At 61.1% G+C, this 21022-nt stretch carries 19 protein-coding genes; 15 read left to right on the top strand and 4 right to left on the bottom strand.

Annotation, left to right across the window (positions count from 1 at the left end; genetic code table 11):
• Positions 1-189 precede the first annotated feature (189 nt).
• From ACTQZK_RS09200 to ACTQZK_RS09130, 15 genes are all read left to right on the top strand, one after another.
• Positions 190-1578: a cytosine permease gene (locus ACTQZK_RS09200; RefSeq protein ID WP_441899449.1), complete on the top strand. Its 1389-nt coding sequence runs from the start codon at positions 190-192 to the stop codon at positions 1576-1578.
• 12 nt (positions 1579-1590) lie between these two features.
• Positions 1591-2703 carry a DUF917 domain-containing protein gene (locus ACTQZK_RS09195; RefSeq protein ID WP_441899447.1) on the top strand — a complete coding sequence of 371 codons (1113 nt, stop codon included), beginning with the start codon at positions 1591-1593 and terminating at the stop codon, positions 2701-2703.
• Entirely contained in the window at positions 2691-3794 is a 1104-nt protein-coding gene (locus ACTQZK_RS09190; RefSeq protein WP_114566283.1) for a DUF917 domain-containing protein, read from the top strand. Before ACTQZK_RS09195 ends, ACTQZK_RS09190 begins: the two co-directional genes overlap by 13 nt.
• A gap of 4 nt (positions 3795-3798) precedes the next feature.
• On the top strand, positions 3799-5349 hold the full coding sequence (locus ACTQZK_RS09185) for a hydantoinase/oxoprolinase family protein (RefSeq protein ID WP_114566284.1): 1551 nt from the start codon (positions 3799-3801) through the stop codon (positions 5347-5349).
• An 875-nt stretch (positions 5350-6224) separates the two neighbouring features.
• Entirely contained in the window at positions 6225-6599 is a 375-nt protein-coding gene (locus tag ACTQZK_RS09180) for a GntR family transcriptional regulator (protein ID WP_114568038.1), read from the top strand.
• Between the two features lie 22 nt (positions 6600-6621).
• Positions 6622-7554, top strand: coding sequence for a slipin family protein (locus ACTQZK_RS09175; RefSeq protein WP_114568037.1), 933 nt, complete (start codon positions 6622-6624; stop codon positions 7552-7554).
• 287 nt (positions 7555-7841) lie between these two features.
• Entirely contained in the window at positions 7842-9449 is a 1608-nt protein-coding gene (locus tag ACTQZK_RS09170; RefSeq protein WP_441899444.1) for a molybdopterin-dependent oxidoreductase, read from the top strand.
• 1 nt (position 9450) lies between these two features.
• A complete protein-coding gene (locus ACTQZK_RS09165) occupies positions 9451-10476 on the top strand; it encodes a molybdopterin-dependent oxidoreductase (RefSeq protein ID WP_441899442.1) in 1026 nt (341 codons plus the stop codon).
• A 30-nt stretch (positions 10477-10506) separates the two neighbouring features.
• Positions 10507-11166 (top strand): 4Fe-4S dicluster domain-containing protein, encoded by a 660-nt coding sequence (locus tag ACTQZK_RS09160; RefSeq protein ID WP_114568034.1) that lies wholly within the window; start codon positions 10507-10509, stop codon positions 11164-11166.
• Positions 11167-11168: 2 nt separating this feature from the next.
• Entirely contained in the window at positions 11169-12128 is a 960-nt protein-coding gene (nrfD, locus tag ACTQZK_RS09155) for an NrfD/PsrC family molybdoenzyme membrane anchor subunit (protein ID WP_114568033.1), read from the top strand.
• A gap of 721 nt (positions 12129-12849) precedes the next feature.
• Positions 12850-13674, top strand: coding sequence for a transporter substrate-binding domain-containing protein (locus tag ACTQZK_RS09150; RefSeq protein ID WP_114567680.1), 825 nt, complete (start codon positions 12850-12852; stop codon positions 13672-13674).
• A 187-nt stretch (positions 13675-13861) separates the two neighbouring features.
• Positions 13862-14515, top strand: coding sequence for an amino acid ABC transporter permease (locus ACTQZK_RS09145; RefSeq protein ID WP_441899440.1), 654 nt, complete (start codon positions 13862-13864; stop codon positions 14513-14515).
• 41 nt (positions 14516-14556) lie between these two features.
• Positions 14557-15324 (top strand): amino acid ABC transporter ATP-binding protein, encoded by a 768-nt coding sequence (locus ACTQZK_RS09140; protein WP_216528807.1) that lies wholly within the window; start codon positions 14557-14559, stop codon positions 15322-15324.
• Positions 15325-15508: 184 nt separating this feature from the next.
• A complete protein-coding gene (locus ACTQZK_RS09135; RefSeq protein ID WP_114567675.1) occupies positions 15509-15991 on the top strand; it encodes a YbaK/EbsC family protein in 483 nt (160 codons plus the stop codon).
• Entirely contained in the window at positions 15984-16787 is an 804-nt protein-coding gene (locus tag ACTQZK_RS09130) for a histidine phosphatase family protein (RefSeq protein ID WP_114567674.1), read from the top strand. The genes ACTQZK_RS09135 and ACTQZK_RS09130 overlap by 8 nt, the downstream gene beginning before the upstream one ends.
• A gap of 6 nt (positions 16788-16793) precedes the next feature.
• Here the strand turns inward: ACTQZK_RS09130 and ACTQZK_RS09125 are convergent, their stop codons facing one another.
• The 4 genes from ACTQZK_RS09125 to ACTQZK_RS09110 all read right to left on the bottom strand — a co-directional run bounded on the left by ACTQZK_RS09125 (position 16794) and on the right by ACTQZK_RS09110 (position 20767).
• A complete protein-coding gene (locus tag ACTQZK_RS09125; RefSeq protein WP_114567673.1) occupies positions 16794-18095 on the bottom strand; it encodes an MFS transporter in 1302 nt (433 codons plus the stop codon).
• Positions 18096-18136: 41 nt separating this feature from the next.
• Positions 18137-18961 (bottom strand): MerR family transcriptional regulator, encoded by an 825-nt coding sequence (locus tag ACTQZK_RS09120; RefSeq protein WP_114567672.1) that lies wholly within the window; start codon positions 18959-18961, stop codon positions 18137-18139.
• Between the two features lie 9 nt (positions 18962-18970).
• Positions 18971-19636 (bottom strand): GNAT family N-acetyltransferase, encoded by a 666-nt coding sequence (locus ACTQZK_RS09115; protein WP_225749550.1) that lies wholly within the window; start codon positions 19634-19636, stop codon positions 18971-18973.
• Positions 19637-19801: 165 nt separating this feature from the next.
• Complete coding sequence (locus tag ACTQZK_RS09110; protein WP_114567670.1) at positions 19802-20767, bottom strand: helix-turn-helix domain-containing protein; 966 nt, start codon at positions 20765-20767, stop codon at positions 19802-19804.
• Positions 20768-21022 lie beyond the last annotated feature (255 nt).

Here is a 21022-nt window from a genome sequence, read left to right as displayed (position 1 = left end):
TCCCATCCAGCCCCGTCCAACCCCTGCCCGCTCGCACCCGCGCCGCGACCCGAACCCCCCCCATCTCGTCCGCACGTCGCCTCCACCCGGCCTCATCCTGCGCGCTTTGCCCCTCCCGTGCGCAGGATCGGTTGTGCTACACTTCGAAGTCATCCTTATCCGAACATGAACAGCGAAAAGGGGACGCGCATGACGTCTTCAGCACGTGATTTCCCTGCGGCGGCTGACGAAGCGGCGGCATCGCCAACCGGCATTGCCGCCGGCCTGCACGTTGCCGAACCCGATCGGAAGTCTTGGCTGGACATAGCCTTCGTCCGCGCAGGCGGCATGTTCAGCGCGCCCACGCTCATGGTCGGCGCCGCTTTGGGCATGGGACTGGCGCTGTCGGGGGCCGCCCTCGCTACGCTGGCGGGGTTTGGATTTATTGTGGCGTATATGTGCTTCGTCAGCATGCAGGCTGCTGACCTGGGTCTTCCTACTGCTTCTTTGGCTGCGCCGGCGCTTGGGCGCGCGGGCGCTCGCTACCTGGTTTCCCTTATCGTGGGCGTGGTGACCATTGGCTGGTTCGGCGTGCAAACGGCGGTATGCGGAGCTTCGCTGTCCCTTATGCTGCTCGATGTGTTCGCCATCGAAGCCCCGGTGTGGGCTTGCTCGGTTGCCTTGGGCGCCCTCATGCTGATCACGGCCGTCATCGGGTTCAACGGCCTGAAATGGTTGAGCTCGGTCGCCGCGCCGCTGCTGGTGCTTATCTGCTTGTACGGTGTGGGAGCTTCCATCGCGCGCGCAGGAAGCTTGGAGCCGCTGTTGGGGTACGTGCCGTTGCCGGCCGACGCCATCGGGTTCATCGCCGGCGTCAACATGGCCGTGGGCTTGTTCGCGTTCGCGGGGGCCACGGCTGGCGATTTCGCTCGATTCGCGCGCACGCGCAAGGATGCCGTGCTCTCATGCGTGGTGGGCGTGATCCCGGCCGCGCTCGTGGCGCTGGTGGCGGGCGCTTCGTTGGCTATCGTCACGGGCGAGTCCGACATTGCCGTCATCATGAACTCGGTAGGCCTTCCGGCAGTGGGCCTGGTGGCGCTCGTGCTGTCGGCGTGGACGGTGAACGCGGGCAACGTGTACTCGGCGGGGTTGGGCTTCGCCGTCATGATGGGTCGTGACGAAGACGGGTCCAAGTGGACCACGGCCGTGTCCGGCGTGCTGGGCATCGTGCTGGCGGTGGGCGGCATTCTGGGGCAGTTCGAGGCGTTCCTCACGGTGCTTTCCGCATGCGGCCCGGCTCTTGCGGGCGTGATGATTGCCGACTACTGGCTCGTGCGCAAAGGCCGCCCTGAAAACGTGCGCGTGCAGGAGGGCTTTTCGGTTGCGGGCCTGGCCGGGCTTGCAGTCGGTATCGCGGTCGGCGTGGTGACCGGCGGCACGTTCGCCCTTGTTCCCGGGCTTGAGTTTCTCGACATGCCGTTTTTCATCGGGCCGGTGAACGGCATAGCGGTATCTATGGTGGTTTACGTTGTTGCTTACAAGCTGGCCAAACTTCCCGCATTCCCCGGTACAATTCAACTTATCGTTCATCGCAAGTAGGGGGGCAGCAGCGTGCGTCTTATCCAGGTGGAGGACATCGCCGATATAGCGTTGGGCTCGTCGCTTCTGGGTGCTGGCGGCGGGGGAGATCCGTACATGGGCTCGCTCGAAACCACTGCTGCCATTTGCGAATGCGGCCCGGTGCGTCTGCTGGATGCCGACGAGGTGCCCGACGATTGGACGGTGGCGTCCATCGGCAGCGTGGGCGCGCCTTCGGTGGTGCTCGAGAAGGGCGTTAACGGCCAGGAGTACGTTCGCGCGCTCGACCTGCTGGAACGCAGGCTGGGCCGCTCCATTGACGCGTTCGTCTTGGCCGAGGCCGGTGGCTTGAACTCGCTGGTTCCCATTGCCGCGGCGGCTCGCGTGGGGATACCGGTGGTCAACGTGGACGGCATGGGCCGCGCATTTCCCGGATTGCAGCAGGATACGTACTGCATGGCCGGCGTGCCCACTACGCCCATGGCGTTCGTGGACGAGAAGGGCAACCGCGCCCTCATCGAAACCGTCGACAACGATTGGACCGAGGCCATCGGGCGCGCGGTGACCACGGCATGCGGCGGCTCGCTCATCAATCTGGGAGCTTCGATGTCGGGCGCGAAGATGAAGGAGTGCGCCGTTCGCGGGACGGTTGACCTGGCTCAACGCCTCGGCCGTATTATCCGTACGGCGAAGGACGCGCGCGAGCGCTCCGCCCGTGCGTTCTTCCTGGAGGAATCGGGCGCGCACCTGTTCTTATGCGCGAAGATCGTCGACGTGCTGCGCGAGACGCGGGATGGCTACAACTTCGGGCGCGCCGTGCTGGAAGGCGTGGGCGACGATAGGGGGCATGCGGGCTCGGTCGTGTTTCAGAACGAGAACCTGTACGCCGAAGTGGACGGGCGCGTTGCCATGAGTGTTCCCGACTTGGTGTGCCTGGTGGATGCCGATACCTTCGTGCCGGTGACCACCGAGTCGCTCAAGTACGGCAAACGTGTGCTATTAGTAGGATTGGCGTGCGACGCTGCATGGCGCACGCCTCAGGGCGTCGCGTTGGGCGGCCCTGCGTTTTTCGGTTTCGACATACCGTACGTGCCGGTTGAGATAAGCTACGCATCGTTCGAAGGAGAAAAAGCGTGCGAGAACTAGGAATTCAGGAAATCGAGGACATCGCTTTAGGTGCGGCGCTGCTGGGCGCCGGCGGGGGCGGCGATCCCTACATCGGCAAGCTCACGGCTATCGGGGCGGTGAAGGAATGCGGCCCGGTGCAGATGATCGGCATCGACGAAGTTCCCGAAGGCGCGCTCATCATGCCGGCGGCGTCCATGGGCGCTCCCACCATCCTGGCCGAGAAGGGCGTCGGCGCCAACGAGTTCGCCAAGCTGTTCGACATGGTGTCGCGCTACTACGGCAAGCCCATCTACGCCACCATGCCCATCGAAGCGGGCGGCGTGAACTCCATGCTGCCCATTGCCGCCGCTGCGCGCCTGGGCATTCCCATGGTGGACGTGGACGGCATGGGCCGTGCTTTCCCGGAGCTGCAGATGGTCACGTTCACTATCGGCGGCGCGTCGGCTACGCCCATGGCGTTCATCGACGAGAAGGGCAACTCGGGCATTCTGGATACCATTACGAACAAGTGGACCGAAGACATCGCTCGCGCGGCCACGATGACCTGCGGTGGCACGCTGACCATCGCGCTGTTCTGCATGGATACGCAAACGTGCAAGGAATACGGCGTGCACGGCATTGTCACGCGCTCCGAGGAGCTGGGCCGCGCAATCCGCTTGGCGAAAAGCGAGGCGTCGGCGGCGGGTTTGACGCCCGAAGAGTTCTTCCTCAAGTTCACGGGTGGCTACAAGCTGTTCAAGGGTAAAATTTCCGACGTTCTGCGCGAAACGCGTGGCGCGTTCAACTTTGGCAAAGTGGTGCTTGAGGGCATTGCCGAAGATCGGGGCAGCCAGGCTTACGTCGAGTTCCAGAACGAGAACCTGAGCTGCGTGGTTGACGGCGAGATCTTGGCCACCACCCCCGACCTCATTTGCCTGGTGGACCCCGACACCTTCACGCCGGTTCCCACCGACGCGCTCAAGTACGGCAAGCGCGTGATGGCGCTGGGCCTGGAGTGCTTCGGCATGTGGCGCACGCCGGCCGGTATCGATCTGGTGGGGCCGCGCTACTTCGGCCTGGACACCGACTACATCCCCGTTGAAGAGCGCTGCATGCGGAAGGGAGCATAAGGCTATGTACAAGTTGGGAATCGACGTAGGCGGCACGAACACCGACGCTGTTTTGATCGACGAGGATTTAAACGTTGTTGCCGCGGTGAAAAACCCCACGTCAGGGGATATTTACAGCGGAATCATGGGTGCGGTGGACGCCGTTTTGGCCGATAGCGGCGTCGATCGCGCGCAGATCGGGCAGGCCATGCTGGGCACCACGCAGTGCACGAACGCCATCGTGGAGCGCAAGGGCCTGGCGCCTATCGCCATCTTGCGCATCGGCGCGCCCGCTTCGGTGGGTATCCCGCCCATGGTGGACTGGGCGCAGGACATCGCCGCGGTCAGCGTGGACGCCGCCATTATCGAGGGCGGTTTCGAATACGACGGCAAGCGCCTGGCGGAATTCGACGAAGCGGCGTGTCGTGCGTTTTTCGAGGGCGTGCGCGGACGCGTGGAAGCCGTGGCTATCTCGTGCGTGTTCTCCACGGTGCGAAACGACGATGAGCTGCGTGCCGCCGAGATTGCCACCGAGGTGCTAGGCGATGACGTGCACGTGTCCATTTCCAGCGAGATCGGCTCGATGGGCCTGATCGAGCGCGAGAACGCTACCATTTTGAATGCGGCGCTCTACGATGTGGCGCGTCGGTTTACCGAGGGCTTCGCGGCCAGTCTTGCCGACAAGGGCGTGGTGAACGCAGAGGTGTACCTGTCGCAGAACGACGGCACCCTCATGACCATGGAGCATGCGCGCCAATACCCCATCCTTACGATCGCCTGCGGCCCCACGAACTCCATTCGCGGCGCAAGCTATCTGTCGCGCATGGCTGACGCGATCGTGATCGACGTGGGCGGCACCACCACTGACCTGGGCGTGCTTTCGCACGGGTTCCCGCGCGAAAGCGGCGTGGCCGTGACCATCGGCGGCGTGCGCACCAACTTCCGCATGCCCGACGTGGTGTCCATCGGCTTGGGCGGCGGTTCCATCGTGCGTGTTGCCGACGACGGCAGCGTGACGGTCGGCCCGGATTCGGTGGGCTACCAGATTGCCGAGCGCGCGCTCGTGTTCGGCGGCGACGTTATGACTGCCACCGACATCGCCGTGCGCTTGGGCATGGCCGAAGTGGGGGATGCGGCGCTCGTGGCCGATATCCCGCAGGATGTGGCTGCGCGCGCCATGGACGCCATGCGCGAGACGGTGGAGGAAGCCATCGACGTGATGAAGGTGTCGAGCGACGACATCGACGTGGTGCTGGTAGGCGGCGGCGCTATCGTGCTGCCGCGTGACCTGGCAGGAACGGCTCAGGTGCTTACGCCCGAGCATGCCGGGTGCGCGAACGCTATCGGCTCGGCCATCTCGAAGGTGAGCGGCGTGTACGAAGCGTTGATCGACTACGACGTGACGCCGCGCGAAGAGGCGTTGGAGAACGCGCGCGTCGCTGCGTGCGAGGCTGCCGTGGAAGCCGGTGCCATTCGCGATACCGTGGAGGTCATCGATGCCGAGGACGTTCCCTTGGCGTACTATCCTGGCCATACGAACCGCGTGAAGGTGAAGGCTGCGGGAGACTTGGCGTAAGCAAGGCGGATGCCTGCAGGTCCGCTGGTCCAGGCAGGGACAATGCGATTTTCAAGGGCGCTCTGACGAACTGGTCGGGGCGCCCTTGTTTTTCGGCGCCCGCGTGCATGATGCGAAGGTCGCGGGCGCGAAGGGCTCCAATTGCTGCGGAAGGCAGCTCCGGCGCAGCATGGGGAAGGGAGAAGTCGGCAATGAGCCATCGAATGCCCCTTCGCCGTTCTTGCGATGCCGGCGCGGGAGGCCGACGCGTGCGCGCCGTTCGCCCCTTTCGCTAACTTGCGCACGAAAAACCGCTCCCGCTGGCAGATTTTCACGTTTAGGGGTCGTCGAAGTTGGCGCCGTTCCCGTTGCCGTTTGGCTTGCTTTCCGTTATGCCTGGTCACGGCCTTGGGCTGTTGCGCTGCGCTTTTGCGAGCGCTTGTCTGGTCGGCTCAAGCGACCTCAAACCGTCAAAACCTGCCGGCGGGAGCGGTTTTTCGCGCGCAAGCGCCGCTGTGGGGGCAGGGACGGGAGGTGGGGGCGGCGCGGGAGCGCGAAACGGGGGTGTGGCGACGTGGGAGCGCGAAACGGGAGCGCGAAACGGGTGCGCACTCCGCGAACGAGGTAGGCGACCGGCGAAGAGCTGGCTCGGTTCGTGCCGCCGAACCAGAGGAGCCTGCGCGAACGGGGCGGGGCCGGGAGCGGTGGGCGGGGTGGCAGCGAGCTTGCGTCTCGCCAGTCCCGCGCCGCGTCCCGTTCCCTCGTCCCGCCAGACGCCCGCCGGGCTTGGATCCGCACGTTTCCCAATGCGTTCGGATTGTGCTGCTTGGATGACCTCTTTTGAATCATGGTATCATACATATGCAGGATGCTTTTGAGAGGCGGAGTCCACCCCTTTGTTTGAATCATTGCACATAAACGAGAAATCCGGCGTGCCCGTATGGGTGCAGATTCGCAACAACTTGATCTTCCTTATTAAAAGCGGCCAGATCAAGCCGGGGGATGTGCTGCCAACTGTACGCGAACTTGCGACGCAGCTTGGCGTGAACTACAACACCATTCATAAGGTGTACCAGGATCTTGAAGCGGACAATCTCATTTGTTCGAGTCGCGGCAAGCGATCGTTCGTTGCCGACGTCGACAAAGATGTACTGCAGCTACCGGAATCTCCCGTGGACCTTGTTATCGACGAACTGGTACGCGTGGCTCGGGAGAGCAACGTCTCGGAGGGGGACGTGTTGGTGCGGGTGAAGGAACGCTTTTCCGAGTAACCGATCGAATAGGGGAGATAACATGGGGGAGAGGTCGTTTTTCAGCGAGCCCGAAGAGCGGGATCGCTCGAGCGTTTCGGCTGAGATCGAAGACAATTTCAAGGATACGGCTACAAGTCGCTGGGGCGCTACGATGTTGCGCTGGGTTCTGGTTCTGGCCGTTGTGGCTGTTTTCGGACTGATTGCATGGCTTGCATCGTCGGTTGCGATTCTTGTGGTCGGCATAGTGGCAGGTGCTGTCTTGTTCAGCTGTGCGCATGTTGTACTTGAATGGGAGCGCGCCGTGGTTATGCGCTTTGGTCGGTTCAACCGCGTGGCCGGTCCCGGTCTTATCCTTATGATTCCCTTTGTCGAATACGCGTCGGCGGTCATCGACTTGCGTATGCGGTCGACGTCGTTCAAAGCTGAGCAGGTACTGACCTCCGACTTGGTTCCTGTGAACGTAGACGCGGTCTTGTTCTGGATGGTGTGGGACGCGGGCAAGGCGTGCTCTGAAATTCGCAACTTCGAGCGCCTGGTGTTCTGGATTGCCCAAACCACGTTGCGCGACGTGATCGGCGGCGTCAATATCGCGCAGATGGGCATGCGTCGCGCCCAAATCGACAAAGAGATCGCAGCCATCCTTGAGCGGAAAACCAGCGAATGGGGCATTACGGTGGTGTCGGTGGAGATCCGCGACATCAAGATCCCCGAAGAGCTGCAGGAGGCCATGTCGGCTGAAGCCCGCGCTGAGCGCGAGTACAACGCGCGCGTCATCTTGGCTGAAGTTGAGAAGGAGATATCCGAAATGTTCGTGGACGCCGCGCGCACGTACAAAGAAGAAGATGCGGCGCTGCAGCTTCGCGCTATGAGCTTCGTGTCGGATAGCGTGAAGGAGAAGGGCGGCCTTGTGGTGATACCCAGCGCGTTGTCGGATGCGTTCGAGGGGTTGGAGAGCCTTGCTAGAAAAGGGTAGGACATTTTCGGCAAAATAGGTCTTTGAACAGCAAAAACGATAACCGGGTTCCTTGTTGAAAAGGAGCCCGGTTATCGTTTTGGGCAAAGCTCGATCCATTCTTGAAAAAGAATCATATATCACTAAGACAAGTATCACATATTTGTATGATTTATGATACGATACAGCTTGGAGGTAAAGCGACGGGGGAGCTAGACCGCTCGAAATGCTTGAGACGAGCAAGATTCGAGGCGTCTGTCCTCTTCGCGCCACAGGGAGAGAAAGGAAGGGGAATGAAAAAGAAGTTCGTGTGGGTAACTACAGTGCTCTTGGCCGGATCGCTTTGCGCTGTTGGCTGTGCGCAGCAGGACCCGGCGGCAGAGGGCGATGCTTCGGGCGAGGGGAAACAATACGCCAACAGCATCGAGGAGTCCGAGGCGGTGCTTGCCGAGGAGAATGCCCGCTGGCAGGAGATTAACAAGGAGTACGCTCCTGAGATTCGCACGCTGGAAGACGGAACCAAGGTCCAGCGTACGCCATCCGAGTATCAGTGTTACCACTGGAACCGCCCCTATGAAGAAGGTACGACGTACAATAACTATTTCTTGGATGCCGACAACCGTGGTTGCGGAGCTTGCCACGAAGATCTTGGCGACGCCTTGTCCAACATGGAATATGCTCACCCCACCGTATGGAACGATGCGCTAGGCAGCAAGCTCACCGTCGATCAGTGCATGCTGTGCCACAGCGCCGATGATGGCCAAGAAATGGGTACCGTGATGCACGCCGTGCACTATGGCGAGCGCAACGGCGCCAACTTCGAGGACCGTGGCGGAAAATGCATCAGCTGCCATAACATTACTGAGAACGGCAACGGTGCTGAGCTTTGGGACGAGGTCAAGTACGACCATCTGGACGGGATCGTTAAAGTGAAGGATGTCCAGGGCGAATTCAAGTTCGACCAAACCACCACCACTGCACCCGAAGATATGTTTACCTACGATTGGATTCATTCCAATTACGATCACCTGATCCATATCATGGGTAAAAACGTCCTTGATGCGGAAATGCCGCAGGACTTCGTGGACAATTGGGAAGTCACCATAAACGGCCTGGTGAACAAGCCGTATACCGCCAAGCTTGCTGATCTCATCGCTGAGGCCGAGGGCGCCGGTGCAACGGTTACAAAACTCTCCAAAATCCACTGCGTGGACAACATGCCTGGAGGTGGCGGTATTTCCAACGTAGAAATCACGGGCATTCCGTTGAGCTGGCTCATTGAGAAGGGCGGCGGCGCAAGCAAAGACATCACCGGTGTGTTGTTCGATCGTCGGGAGTTTCACACTAATGGCGAAATGACGCATAGCAACCGTGGCGTGCCGGAGGCAAGCTTCGACGACGTGTACCTGGTGTACGAAATTGGCGGCAAGCGTCTCGATCCTAGTCAGGGTAGCCCCTGCATCAACTGGGTCGAGGGATGCGATGCTCAGTCATTCGTGAAGCAGTGCATGGGCTATACGCTGACCGACGAAGAGAAGCCTTGGGAAGACTGGATGATGAATGGCTTCAACTCGTATGGCGAGGGCCCGTACATCAACAAGCCCAACGCCTCTATCCTGAAGGTCCCTGAAGGCATGATCATCGAGACCGGGAAGCCGTTCACGTTCGAAGGCTATGCCGATGCGTACGACGAAGCGGTCACCAAGCTTGAGTTCTCCATGGACAACGGCAAAACGTGGACTGCCTACGACTTGGGCCAGACCGATCCTCGACAGTGGGTGTACTGGCACTATACGTGGACGCCCGAAACCGACGGCAGCTACGTGCTGACGATCCGCGGCACCACGGAAACGGGTCTGGTCAGCGTTAATAACCAAAAAGTCATGGTTACTGCTAAGAGCAATGTGGAGGGATAACATGAGACATTCCATTGGGACGAAGGTGCTGGGTTGCACGATGGGTGCCAGTATCGCGCTGGGCGGCATAAGCGCGTTCGGTCCCGGGGTAGCGATTGCGGCGGAGGATTTAAGCCCTGTTCAAGTGATGCGGCGCAATGCAGTGGACTACGTCAAAGTTGCGAACGTGGCCGGTAGCTTCTCGTTTTGCCAGGACACGCTCACGCCAACCGACGAGGTGTTCAACCTGTTCGGCACGGCTGCCACCAGCATGTGCGCCAAGCCTGGCTATGCCTTTGATGCGGTGACTCACGAGAGCTACTATGTCAATATCGGCGGCAATGTGGAGAAGGTGCGCACCATAGGACTCGAGGAAATCGAGCGCATGAAGGCCGAGACCGAGAAAATGCGCTGCACTTGCAGCATGAGCCCCGCGCTTGCCATGGCCAGCGTCACAGGAGTTAAAGTGTCGGACATGCTTTCCTTGGTTGACGTTGATCCGCAGGTTAACACGATCACGTTCAAAGACAAGGATGGCTATGGCCTGCCGATGCCGCTGACGTATGTGACGGATAAAGAAGCAATGCTGGTGTACCAGATCGGCGACCAGAAGCTTTCGGACGGCGAGCGCTTGCAGGTTTGGATTCCCGATACCGTGGCGAAGTACTTCACGCGTGCGGTTACCGATATCGAGCTATCCGTGTCCGACGAGGTTCCCGAGGTTCAAGGCCCGGATGCAGACTATCGTGCCAAGGTGAGCGTGCTCAACACGGTTTCCGATACGTTCAAGGTTGGAGACATGGTCACGTTCGAGGGCTATGCGGATGATTGCGGAAAGCAGATCAAGGCCGTGGAGTTCTCTCTGGACAGCGGACAGACGTGGAGTGCGTTCGATACGTCTGAGGCCACCACGCAGGATTGGGTGCATTGGCACTTCGACTATGTGACCGAGGAGCCGGGTTCGTTCAAACTTGACGTTCGGGCCGTTGCCGAAGACGGCGTTGTTTCTCCCCTTGCTTCTAGTGTTGTGTTTAACGTCGAGGAATAGCCGCCGTCGACATTGAAAGTAGGTGTAAACATGGGAGAAGAAGCGAACGTAACGCGCCGAGTGCTCTTGCGGGCATCGGCCGCGGGCGCATGCGCGCTTGCGCTGGGAGGAGTTGTTACTTCTGGCGATGAGGCGCGCGCTCAAGAAGTGGATTTGGCGCCTGAGCATGACGGCGTTCGGTACGGTTTCTTGGTTGCCTTGTCTCGCTGTTCTGGCTGCGGGCGTTGTGTTGAAGCATGCAGGAAGCATAACGGCCTGGCCGAAGATGCTCCTGGCAGGCGGACTGTTTCCTCGTACCAGCGTAAAAGAGGACGGACGTTCTTTATCTCCACATCCTGCATGCATTGTGCCGATCCGAGCTGCATGAAGGTTTGCCCGGCTGGTGCGATCTCGAAGGACGTTAACGGTGTTGTGCGGGTAAACAAGAACGTGTGCATAGGCTGTAAGTACTGCTTCCAAGCGTGTCCGTACGAGGTTCCTCGATACGATTCGGCTGCCATGGATAAGTGCGATTGCTGCCGTGGGTCGGGGCTTTCTATTGAGGATGAGCCGTACTGCGTGCGCGCGTGCAAATTCGGCGCTCTGCAATTCGGACCTTTGGACGAGCTGATGGAGTCTACAGGGGGCTCTGCGGTTCCCATCGCCCAAGCGAACGATCCGTCTTGCTTGCTGCTGGGAACGGAGAAGTGAGTATGGAGATGCAATCGATATGGGGTTGGCAGCCCGCGTTGTACCTGTTTTTAGGCGGCATGGGAGCTGGGGGGTTCGTTACGGCAGCGGTGCTCTATCTGATAGACCAGAAGCGTCACGCCAAGATTATTTGTGCTTCCATGTGGGCATCAGCGGTGTGCTTGGGCGTTGGCTTGCTGCTACTGCTGTCCGAACTGACCCAACCGATGCGCGGGCTTATGATGTGGCAAAGCTTCAGTCACTTCACCTCGTGGATGACATATGGTGCTTGGGGTGCGTTTGCGGCCATTATCGTGTTCGGCTTGTCGGCGGTGCTGGCCGTGGGCAAAGTGGAAAGGCATCTTGCCAACAGCGCGGAACGAGCGAAGGGGCTTGTTCGCATGCGCAAGGTGTTGGCGGTCATCGGCATTGCGCTCGGTTTGTTCGTGGCGGTGTACACGGGCATGCTGCTCATGATGGCTCCGGGCGTGCCGCTATGGAATACGTTGTTGCTGCCGTGTTTGTTTGCGGTATCAGGTATCGATACGGGTGTTGCGCTGGTTGAGGTGACGGCTGTGGTGCTGGCAAAAAAGGATCCTTTGGCATCTCGTGCTTCTTGGTTGATGGAAGTCGCGGTGGTGGCGCTCGTGATCGTGGAATGCTTCGTACTTGGCGCTCTTTTGGTTTCTTCGTTGGGCGGAGAAGGGTCGGCCGTAGCAGCAGCAGCTGCCCAGTCCGCCCAGATGCTCGCTACTGGTTCCCTTGCCCCGCTTTTCTGGGGTCTGGTGGTCGGATGCGGCCTTGTGTTGCCTTTGGTCGCGTCCGTTGTCGGGCTGGTGAAGCACAAGAAGGGTACGGGCAGATTGATGGCGTGCGGCGCTGTGGGCGCGCTCGTCGGCGGGTGCGCGTTGCGCTTCCTGGTTCTTGCCGCCGGCGTCCATGCGGACGTGGTGGGCGAAACGGTCATGAGGATGATCGGCTAGCACGACACGATCTGATAGCGAAAACGGCGCCTCGGAAATGCTCCGAGGCGCCGTTTGCTGTAAGGCCGTTCTTGCGATGCCGGCGCGGGAGGCCGACGCGTGCGCGCCGTTCGCCCCTTTCGCTAACTTGCGCACGAAAAACCGCTCCCGCTGGCAGATTTTCACGTTTAGGGGTCGTCGAAGTTGGCGCCGTTCCCGTTGCCGTTTGGCTTGCTTTCCGTTATGCCTGGTCACGGCCTTGGGCTGTTGCGCTGCGCTTTTGCGAGCGCTTGTCTGGTCGGCTCAAGCGACCTCAAACCGTCAAAACCTGCCGGCGGGAGCGGTTTTTCGCGCGCAAGCGCCGCTGTGGGGGCAGGGACGGGAGGTGGGGGCGGCGCGGGAGCGCGAAACGGGTGCGTGGCGGCGCGGGAGCGCGAAACGGGGGGTGTGGCGACGGGGGTGCGAAGCGGAGATGCCCGAACCGGCGAGACGAGGCGGGGCGCGGCGACGGGGAGGCGGTGCGGGGGCTCGAAACGGAGGCGCCCTCCGCCCGCCCCGTCGCCGTGTCCCGCCTCGCTCCGAGCGACGTTCTGCCGCTTGCCGCGTCACGTCCAAAGAGGGGCTTTCCCTTTTCGTCATCTATGCTATACTCTGCTCCAGCACTTTAGTGCAGTAAAGTAAAAGAGTGGCAGGATGCATACCGGGGAAGGGGCGGATCCTGCGCGACATGATGGGAGAGGCAATGAAGAAGAAGCTTTTGGCGATTGTCGCAGCTGCGGCGACGCTGGCGCTTTCTGCGGTGATGCTGGCGGGTTGTTCCGGCGGCAACCAGGAGGCAGACAATGCGGCTAAGGACGGCCAGTTCACGCTGACGGTCGGATTCGACCAGAGCTATCCGCCCTACGGCTACGTGGGCGACGACGGCCAGTTCACGGGCTTCGATTTGGAGCTTGCCAAGGCCGTGGCTGAAAAGATGGGCTGGAATCTCAAGCTTGAGCCTATCGACTGGGACGCCAAAGACGCGCTCATCAACAGCGGCTCCATCAACTGCATCTGGAACGGTTTTACCATGGAAGGCCGTGAAGACGGGTACACGTTCTCCGAGCCGTACATGTACAATGAGCAGATGGTGGTTGTGAAGTCCGGAAGCGACATCAAGACGCTTGAGGACTTGAAGGGCAAGATCGTCCTGACGCAGGTTGATTCCGCGGCGCTGCACGTGCTGGAGGACGAGAAGGGTCAGAAGGCCCTTGCCGATACCTTCAAGGAGCTTCAGACCATCGGCGATTACAACAACGCGTTCATGCAGCTTGAGTCCGGCATGGTAGACGCCGTGGCGTGCGACCTGTCCATCGCCAGCTACCAGATGGCCGCTAAGTCCGATGCGTACGTTAAGCTGGGCGTTTTGGCTCCCGAGAACTACGCGGTGGGCTTCAAGAAGGGCGACACGGAGCTTGCCAAGCAGGTCACCGACGCGTTGAAGCAGCTGGATGACGAGGGCTTCGTCAAGCAGCTGTGCGAGAAGTATAAGGATCAGGGCATCACGTACGACAACTGGGTGCTGTAAAACTCCAGGCGGCCGACCGGCCGCCTGAACCGCTCGACGCTGCGAAGCGCTGACGCACCCCGCTTTGCCCCTTGTTCGCTTGCCCTCACGTGCAAAGCACGCTCGGCCGCGAACCAGGGCAATTCGGGGCACGTCAGCGCTTCTCGCTGACTTTGCTGGACCTGCGACGTTTCAAGAAAGGCCGGGTATGGAATTCTCCACCATGATGGAGCTTTTGCTTTCGGGCTTCGTGTTCACTCTCCAGATCTTCGTGACCACGCTTTTGGGGGCGCTCCCCTTGGGCATCCTGGTGGCGCTTGGCCGCATGAGCCGGTTCAAGCCGATCGCGCTCATCACGCGGTTCTACATATCGGTCATGCGCGGCACCCCGCTCATGCTGCAGCTCATGGCTCTCATGTTCGGGCCGTACTACCTGTTCGGCCTGCAGATGGGCAACGATTGGAAGTACGTCGCCTGCTCCATCGGCTTCATCATCAACTACGCGGCCTACTTCGGCGAGATCTACCGCAGCGGCATCCAGTCCATTCCGCGCGGCCAGTACGAAGCGGCTTCGGTTCTGGGCTACTCGCGCCTCCAAACCTTCATGAAAATCATCCTTCCCCAGGTGGTCAAGCGCATTCTTCCGGCTATGGGCAACGAGGTCATCACGCTGGTCAAAGACACGTCGCTCGCGTTCGTTCTGGGCATCATGGAAATGTTCAGCCAGGCGAAGGCGCTGGCGGCGTCGCAGATCAGCATGGTTCCGTACGTGATCGCCGGTGCGATCTACTGGATATTCAACTTCATCGTCGAAATGATCCTGACTCGCATCGAGAAGCGTCTCAACTATTACCGCGACTGATCCGCCTCGTTGTTTTCTGACCTGCAAGAAGGAGTAGAGCCATGACCGAACAGACGCTTGTGCAGCTGGATCACGCTCGTAAGAGCTTCGGCGACGCGCACGTGCTCAAAGATATATCCCTGACGGTGCGCAAAGGCGAGGTGGTGGCCGTTATCGGCCCGTCAGGCGGCGGCAAGTCCACGCTTCTGCGCTGCCTGACGCTGCTGGAAACGCTTGATGCCGGGCGTCTTGCGTACGGCGACTTGGTGGTTGCCGAAGACGACGGGACGGGGCGGGCGAAGTACGCGTCGAAAGCGGTTCTGCGCGAGGCGAAAACGCGCTTCGGCCTGGTGTTTCAGAACTTCAATCTGTTCCCTCACTACTCGGTGATCAAAAACCTGACCGACGCGCCCCTCCATGTGCAGAAGCGCCCCAAGGACCAGGTGATGGCCGAGGCGAAGGCGCTGCTGGCGAAGATGGGCCTGACCGGCAAGGAAGACATGGTTCCGTGCGAGCTTTCCGGCGGCCAGCAGCAGCGCGTGGCCATTGCCCGGGCGCTGTCCCTCGATCCCGACGTGCTGTTCTTCGACGAGCCCACCAGCGCGCTCGACCCTGAGCTGACCCAGGACGTGCTCAAAGTCATCCGCGACTTGGCTGACGAGCGCATGACCATGGTCATCGTCACGCACGAGATGGGCTTCGCGCGCGACGTGGCGGATCGCATCGTGTTCATGGACGGCGGCGTGATCGTGGAGGAAGGCCCGGCGGCCCAGTTGATCGAGAACCCGCAGCACCAGCGCACGCGCGCGTTCCTTTCCAAGTACGAATAGGGGAATGCGGCAGGATTCTTGAAGACGCCCGCTTTCCGTTCGAGTCGGGCGGGGCGGGCGAAGCGAACGCGCAGGGAGGCGGGGCGAAGGGTGCCCCGCCTCCCTGTTCTGTACGGGAGTTTCGACCGGAAACGTCCAGGAGATTGCTATACTGGGCCGGTCGTTTGAAGATGGGAGGCACGACGTGGCTATCGATAGAGTGCGGACGTTTCTTGAGGAGCGCGGCATGGGAGATCGCGTGCTCGAGTTCGAGACATCGAGCGCAACGGTTGATCTTGCGGCCGCCGCGGTGGGCTGCGAGGCGGCGCGCATCGCCAAGACGCTCTCGTTTCGCGTGGGGGATCGCGTTGTGCTTGTGGTGGCCGCCGGTGACGCGCGCATCGACAACCCCAAGTTCAAGGCGCAGTTCGGCGCCAAGCCCAAGATGCTCAAGGCCGACGAAGCCGAGCCTTTGATCGGGCACGCGGTAGGCGGCGTGTGCCCCTTCGCCGTGAACGAGGGCGTCGAGGTGTGCCTGGACGAATCGCTGCGACGCTTCGACGTGGTCTACCCGGCAGCGGGCAACGCGGCGAGCGCCGTGCGCCTGACCCCCGATGAACTGGAGCGATGCGCTTCTCCCTGCGCCTGGGTTGACGTGTGCAAGCTGCCCCAGGACTCCCATGAATAGGAAGCTCGCGCCGCAGGGTCCCCTGTCCGACTCCCTTGTGCGCGACGAAGCGGCCCCCGTCAACTTCTACGTGGTCCGCCATGGGCAGACGCTGTTCAACGTTATGGGGAAAGTGCAGGGGTGGTGCGATACTCCGCTTACCGACGAGGGTATTCGCGCAGCTCAGGCACTTGGGCGCGGATTGGCTAGCGTGGATTTCGCAGCCGCCTACTCAAGCGACAGCGGTCGCGCCGTGCAGACGCTCGACCATCTGCTGGACGCGCGGTCGCACGCGCGCGGTGAATCCTACGTTGCTCCCGAGCCGTTCTTGTCCCTGAGCGGCGGCGAGCCGTCCTGTTCGGGCGTTTCGTTTCCCCTGGCCCATGACGCGCGGTTGCGCGAATGGTGCTACGGCGATTTGGAGGGCGAACCGGGCGAGCTTCTGCATGCGACGCTCACGGCGGGCTTCGGGGCCGATCTTTCCTTCGAGGAGCACAACCGCCGCCTGCCCGAGGTGGCCGACGTTCTGGCGAATGCCGACTGCTCGGGGCGCGCTGAACGCTTTGCAACGATCGAGCAGCGGCTCCGCGGCTTCTTCTGCGAGGCTGCTGCGACCGTGCAGCGTTCCGGCGGCGGCAACGTGCTGGTGGTGACGCATTCGTTCGTAGTGCGCACGATCGTGTACCTGGTCGATCCGCTGCGCGTCAACGATCCCGTGAAGATCCCCAACGCGAGCGTCACGGAGCTTGCGTTCGACGGCTCGGCGTTTTCGCTCGGGCGCATCGGCTCCACGTCGTGGCAGGAGCGCGACCGCTAGCCTGCGCTAGCGGTCGGCGGCGGGAGCGGCCTCCGGGGACGCCTCTTCGCCGGAGGCCTCGCTTTCATCGTCCAGGTGGCGCATCGGCTTCACCAACAGAGCCGCTACGGTGATAAGCCCCCAGCACGCCATGAGGATCAGCGCCGCCGGCCTCTCTCCCAGCGTGCTCACGGCAACAGACGTGGCGAACACGGCTACCGGAGCGGCAATCAGCATGATGGAGTTCTGGGTGCCGAACGCGCTGCCGCGCGAAGCGTCGGGGATGCGGTCGTACATGAAGAATCCCAATAGCGCCGAGGCCGGGCCCGCCGCAATGCCCAGCACGAGCGCGCCGAGCAGCATGAGGGGGAAGGGCGGCAGCGTGCTGAGCAGGGCCACGCCCACCGCCATGCCGACGAGCGACGTCACGTACCACGCGCGCCTGCTCAAGCGGGGCGCGAGCGCCGCGTATGCAAGCGAGCTTATCAGCATGCCGCCGGAAAGCGCCGACAACACGTAGCCCAAAAGCTCAGGCTGGCCCGTAAGCGTGAAATGCACGGGAAGCACCAATCCCTGAAACGACCCCATGACCATGACGATGCCGAACGAGAACAGGGTGGAGCAGGCAAGGACTCGATCGCTGCGAAGCAGTACGCGCAGTCCCTCTCGCAACGCGCCGAACGCGGCTGCTGCGATACCCCGGGAAGGGCTGGGGCTTGCGGCATCGATCGGTTCGCCTGCGGCGGTTTCGGGAACTCCGACAACGCTCGGCAGGGTCATGGTAACGATGGCCGCCGCGGCGGAGAGCGCCGCCGTGAACCAAAGGGCGGAGGTTCCGCCGACCGTGCCGATCAGCAGCGCAGCGATCGCCGGGCCCACGATGGTGGTGAGCGAGTCCAAAGACTGCGACATGCCCATGAATCGTTGCAGGTCAACACCGTCGCGCTTGGTGACGGTGGGCAGCAGGGCGTCGCGTGCGGTCATGCCCGGGATGTCTCCGACAGCGCCCATAAGGCCCAAAACGACGAACCACCAGAAGTTCAAGCCCCAGATCATATCGACGATGGGGATGAGCGCGACGCTGGCGGCGGATATCAAGTCCGAGAGGATGGAGATGTTTCGCCGGTTGAAGCGATCGAGCGCGGCGCCGCCCAGAACGCCCAGCAGCATCTGCGGAACGGCGCATACGAGCGCCAGGGCGCCGGCCGCCAGTGCGTCGCCGGTGGTGGCGAGCAGGATGAGGGGGAGCGCGATGGCTGCGATCGAGTTGCCAAGAAGCGAAAGCGTACTCGAAACGAGGAAGCGGATGGTAGTGCCTTTGCCGTGCATGATAGTCCTTTCTGCGTCGGTGATCTACCGAGCAGTAAAAACTACGACGTAACGTCGGGGTCAAGCATCAGCTCCCGTTTCTTCATAATTCGTCGCTCCATCTCCTCCTCGATGCGATCTTGCGCGTACACCTGGGCTTCGTTCAGCCCCTGCTTCGCCATCTCGTCTATGAGCAGATCGGCCGGCGTGTCGAAGTCTCGATCCCAATTGTCGGGATCGAAGGAATCGATAATGGGATCAAGGCAGTTCATGGTCTCGGCCACCAGGCGATCGATCTCTTCGCGCGGGGTGTCGGGAGCCAGGTTTTCGAACCGATCCTGTATCTTATGCAGCCTGTCCAGAAGCCCGCGCTGATCGAGTGCGGCGACGGCGCGTTCCAGCTCCGCTACGTCCTCGTCGGTGTAGAGGTGCCCGGCAATGAGGAGCGTTTGGCGGTTCCCTGAATGGATGGAGGCTGTCTCGTACGCATCGCCCATGAGGGTTTTCGCAGCACGTGCGAAGCGTATCGGCAGGTCAGGATCGAGCTGCTCGCGTTTCAGCAGAGCGATGGTGCGCCGCTGCTCTTGCAGGTGCGCAATTTGCAGCTCCAGCTCTCGGTCAAGCTCGTCAAGGGCGGCGTCGGCGTTCGGGCCGGACGCCGCTTCCAGGTTCGCGTCCATCTCGTCGAGCACTTCGCCGATCCGCGAAAGCGAGAACCCCAAAGCCGAAAGCCGTTTGATGCGCAGCAGGCGCACCAGGTCCTCCGCCTCGTATTCGCGGTACCCGTTTTCCGCGCGCGACGGCTCCGCCATAAGCCCGATGGCGTGGTAGTGCCTCAGCGTGCGCACGGTCACGCCTGCAAGCTTGGCAAGTTCGTTGCTGCGCACGGAAGGCTCCTACGCGACGGGTTGCGGATCACGCACCATGCAGCGTTCGACCAGGTCGAAGCCGGGTGCCGTTTTGCGCTCGACGGTGATGAAACCGTAATGGCCGTAGATCTGCTCCAGGCGATCGGTGTAGCAATCCAGGTACGTGCGCAGGTTGCGCGCGTCGGCGTAGGCCAGGATAGGCTTGATAAGACGACCGAACGCCCCGCTGCCGCGACGGGCGGGATCCACGCCGATGGACACGAAGTAGATGAAGTCTTCGTCGCAGGCGGCATGCGCGAAGGGCCAGTTCGTGTCCGACAGGGGTTCCATGGCTTCGGCGCGCGGCAGCAGCACGGCCTGTTCTTCCGGCGTCAGCTGTGTTTCCACCAAGCTCCAGGACCGCTCCTCAAGATCCGCCCATGCAGCATCGCCCAGATCGCTGCGCAGGAAGGCGTTCGCCACGCCGGCATGGTCGGGCAGCGCGTGCACGCAGCCGTAAGGCGCGGTGGTCATGAAGTCCGACCTGATCGATGCCTGAGTGATGGCAAGCTTGCGGTCTTCGTCCGCATCAAGCGCGTCCAAGCATGTGACGTACCAGAGCTCTTCGCGAAAGCAGGTGCCCAGCATGCGCGCGAGTTCTTCAAGAAGGTCGGTTTGATCAGGTTCGATGGTGACAAGGCCGGACGGGTTCATGACAAGATCCTTTCGAGGCTTCGGCGTTGTCGCGACGGTGACGTATCAACGCTGCGACAACGCCGAAGCGGTGCGTGCTCCTCTGTTGCCCCTTGATTCTCGCATGACCGCGCTTGCTTGTCGAGCCGCCCCCGTACGCTCGAAGGTTGGCCGCGCGGCGCCGCTTTATTCCTTCCAGAAGTCGCGCGCCAGCTCTTGGCGGCTCGCGTGGTCGGTCTTCTTCAGGATGTTGTGCACGTGCGCCTTCACGGTTCCCAACGCCAGTTGCAGCTCGCTTGCAATGTTCTGGTTGTCCTTGCCTTGCAGCACAAGGGCCAAGATCTCGCGCTCGCGCGCCGTCAGGCCGTGCCGCTCGCAAAACGTGGGCAGCAGGTCGTCGATGTGCCTTTGCACGGTGGGATTCTCGGATGTCGGCGGTTCCTTGAACCGCATGCGAAGCGTTTCCCCCGACTCTTTCAAGCTGAAGAACGCGAAGGCCAGCATAAGGAAGTTCTCGCAGAAGTTGCGCTCGGATATGTAGAGGGGAAGCATGGTTGCAGATACCGCTTCGGGGTTCCAGACCAGCATCATGAACGTATCTTCCACAAGGATGCCCAAGGTCAGCGCTATCGTGATCAGGAACAGCGGCTCCTGTCGCTTCATGCGCGTTTTTTCTATCTCGTTCGTAGAAGTCCAGTACCGGCGCAGCAGGTAGGCAAGGCACCAGATCAAAAACACTTGCCGCATGCTGTAGAACAGCCACTGCTTGAATTGTCCTTCGGGAAGGATGATGACGATCGCGCCGCTCAAAATCACGAATCCTACAGCGGGAACGATTCTCAAAGCGAGCCTTTTTTCATCCACGAAGTCACAGGCGACAAGCCAGAGCGATTCGATAACGCCGGCTGCGAACAAGATTCTGAGCAGCGGTTGATCGATGGCGTAGAACGCGTCCAGGGGGAAATCCGTATTCTGCCCAAGGTATTCGTTTTGGAAGATGATCGCGAGATCAAGGAAGTAGAACAGGAAGAACGCCACCATGAACAAATGGCTGCGCCTGCGGGAGACGAAGTATGCAGAAAGCGAAATCGTCCCTGCGGCAACGCAGACGAGCATGATGAGAATCGTATAGAAATAGAATGCGATCTCCAAGGCGATACTCCCTCGTTTTCCGATGGACGAAGTGTCTGTGCCGCTTTCGGTAATTCTACCTCGCAGGTTTAGAAGGGTGTAGCGAGGTTGTAGGGCAATTGGCGACGCTTACTATAACACCTGATCAATCAATTAAACACCCAAGATTATTTGAGATATAGAAGAGGCGTGCGAAAAATAATCTTCATTATTCCTTCACAAGAAGCCATCTTGGCAGCATGGTAGGCGCCAAGAGAAGCGGCCGGGAAAAGGCAT

Source organism: Paraeggerthella sp. LCP19S3_G8 (assembly GCF_052119225.1).
GTDB classification, from domain to species: Bacteria; Actinomycetota; Coriobacteriia; order Coriobacteriales; family Eggerthellaceae; genus Paraeggerthella; species Paraeggerthella hominis.
Note: the sequence above shows the minus strand (reverse complement) of the source record. Positions and strands in the feature narration are given on the sequence as shown.

Bases quoted from the DNA above. Each gene is read 5' to 3' on its own strand.
- ACTQZK_RS09200 (WP_441899449.1), top strand. From the start codon at position 190: ATGACGTCTTCAGCACGTGATTTCCCTGCGGCGGCTGACGAAGCGGCG.
- ACTQZK_RS09185 (WP_114566284.1), top strand. From the start codon at position 3,799: ATGTACAAGTTGGGAATCGACGTAGGCGGCACGAACACCGACGCTGTT.
- ACTQZK_RS09175 (WP_114568037.1), top strand. From the start codon at position 6,622: ATGGGGGAGAGGTCGTTTTTCAGCGAGCCCGAAGAGCGGGATCGCTCG.
- ACTQZK_RS09165 (WP_441899442.1), top strand. From the start codon at position 9,451: ATGAGACATTCCATTGGGACGAAGGTGCTGGGTTGCACGATGGGTGCC.
- ACTQZK_RS09160 (WP_114568034.1), top strand. From the start codon at position 10,507: ATGGGAGAAGAAGCGAACGTAACGCGCCGAGTGCTCTTGCGGGCATCG.
- nrfD (WP_114568033.1), top strand. From the start codon at position 11,169: ATGGAGATGCAATCGATATGGGGTTGGCAGCCCGCGTTGTACCTGTTT.
- ACTQZK_RS09150 (WP_114567680.1), top strand. From the start codon at position 12,850: ATGAAGAAGAAGCTTTTGGCGATTGTCGCAGCTGCGGCGACGCTGGCG.
- ACTQZK_RS09145 (WP_441899440.1), top strand. From the start codon at position 13,862: ATGGAATTCTCCACCATGATGGAGCTTTTGCTTTCGGGCTTCGTGTTC.
- ACTQZK_RS09140 (WP_216528807.1), top strand. From the start codon at position 14,557: ATGACCGAACAGACGCTTGTGCAGCTGGATCACGCTCGTAAGAGCTTC.
- ACTQZK_RS09130 (WP_114567674.1), top strand. From the start codon at position 15,984: ATGAATAGGAAGCTCGCGCCGCAGGGTCCCCTGTCCGACTCCCTTGTG.
- ACTQZK_RS09125 (WP_114567673.1), bottom strand. From the start codon at position 18,095: ATGCACGGCAAAGGCACTACCATCCGCTTCCTCGTTTCGAGTACGCTT.
- ACTQZK_RS09115 (WP_225749550.1), bottom strand. From the start codon at position 19,636: ATGAACCCGTCCGGCCTTGTCACCATCGAACCTGATCAAACCGACCTT.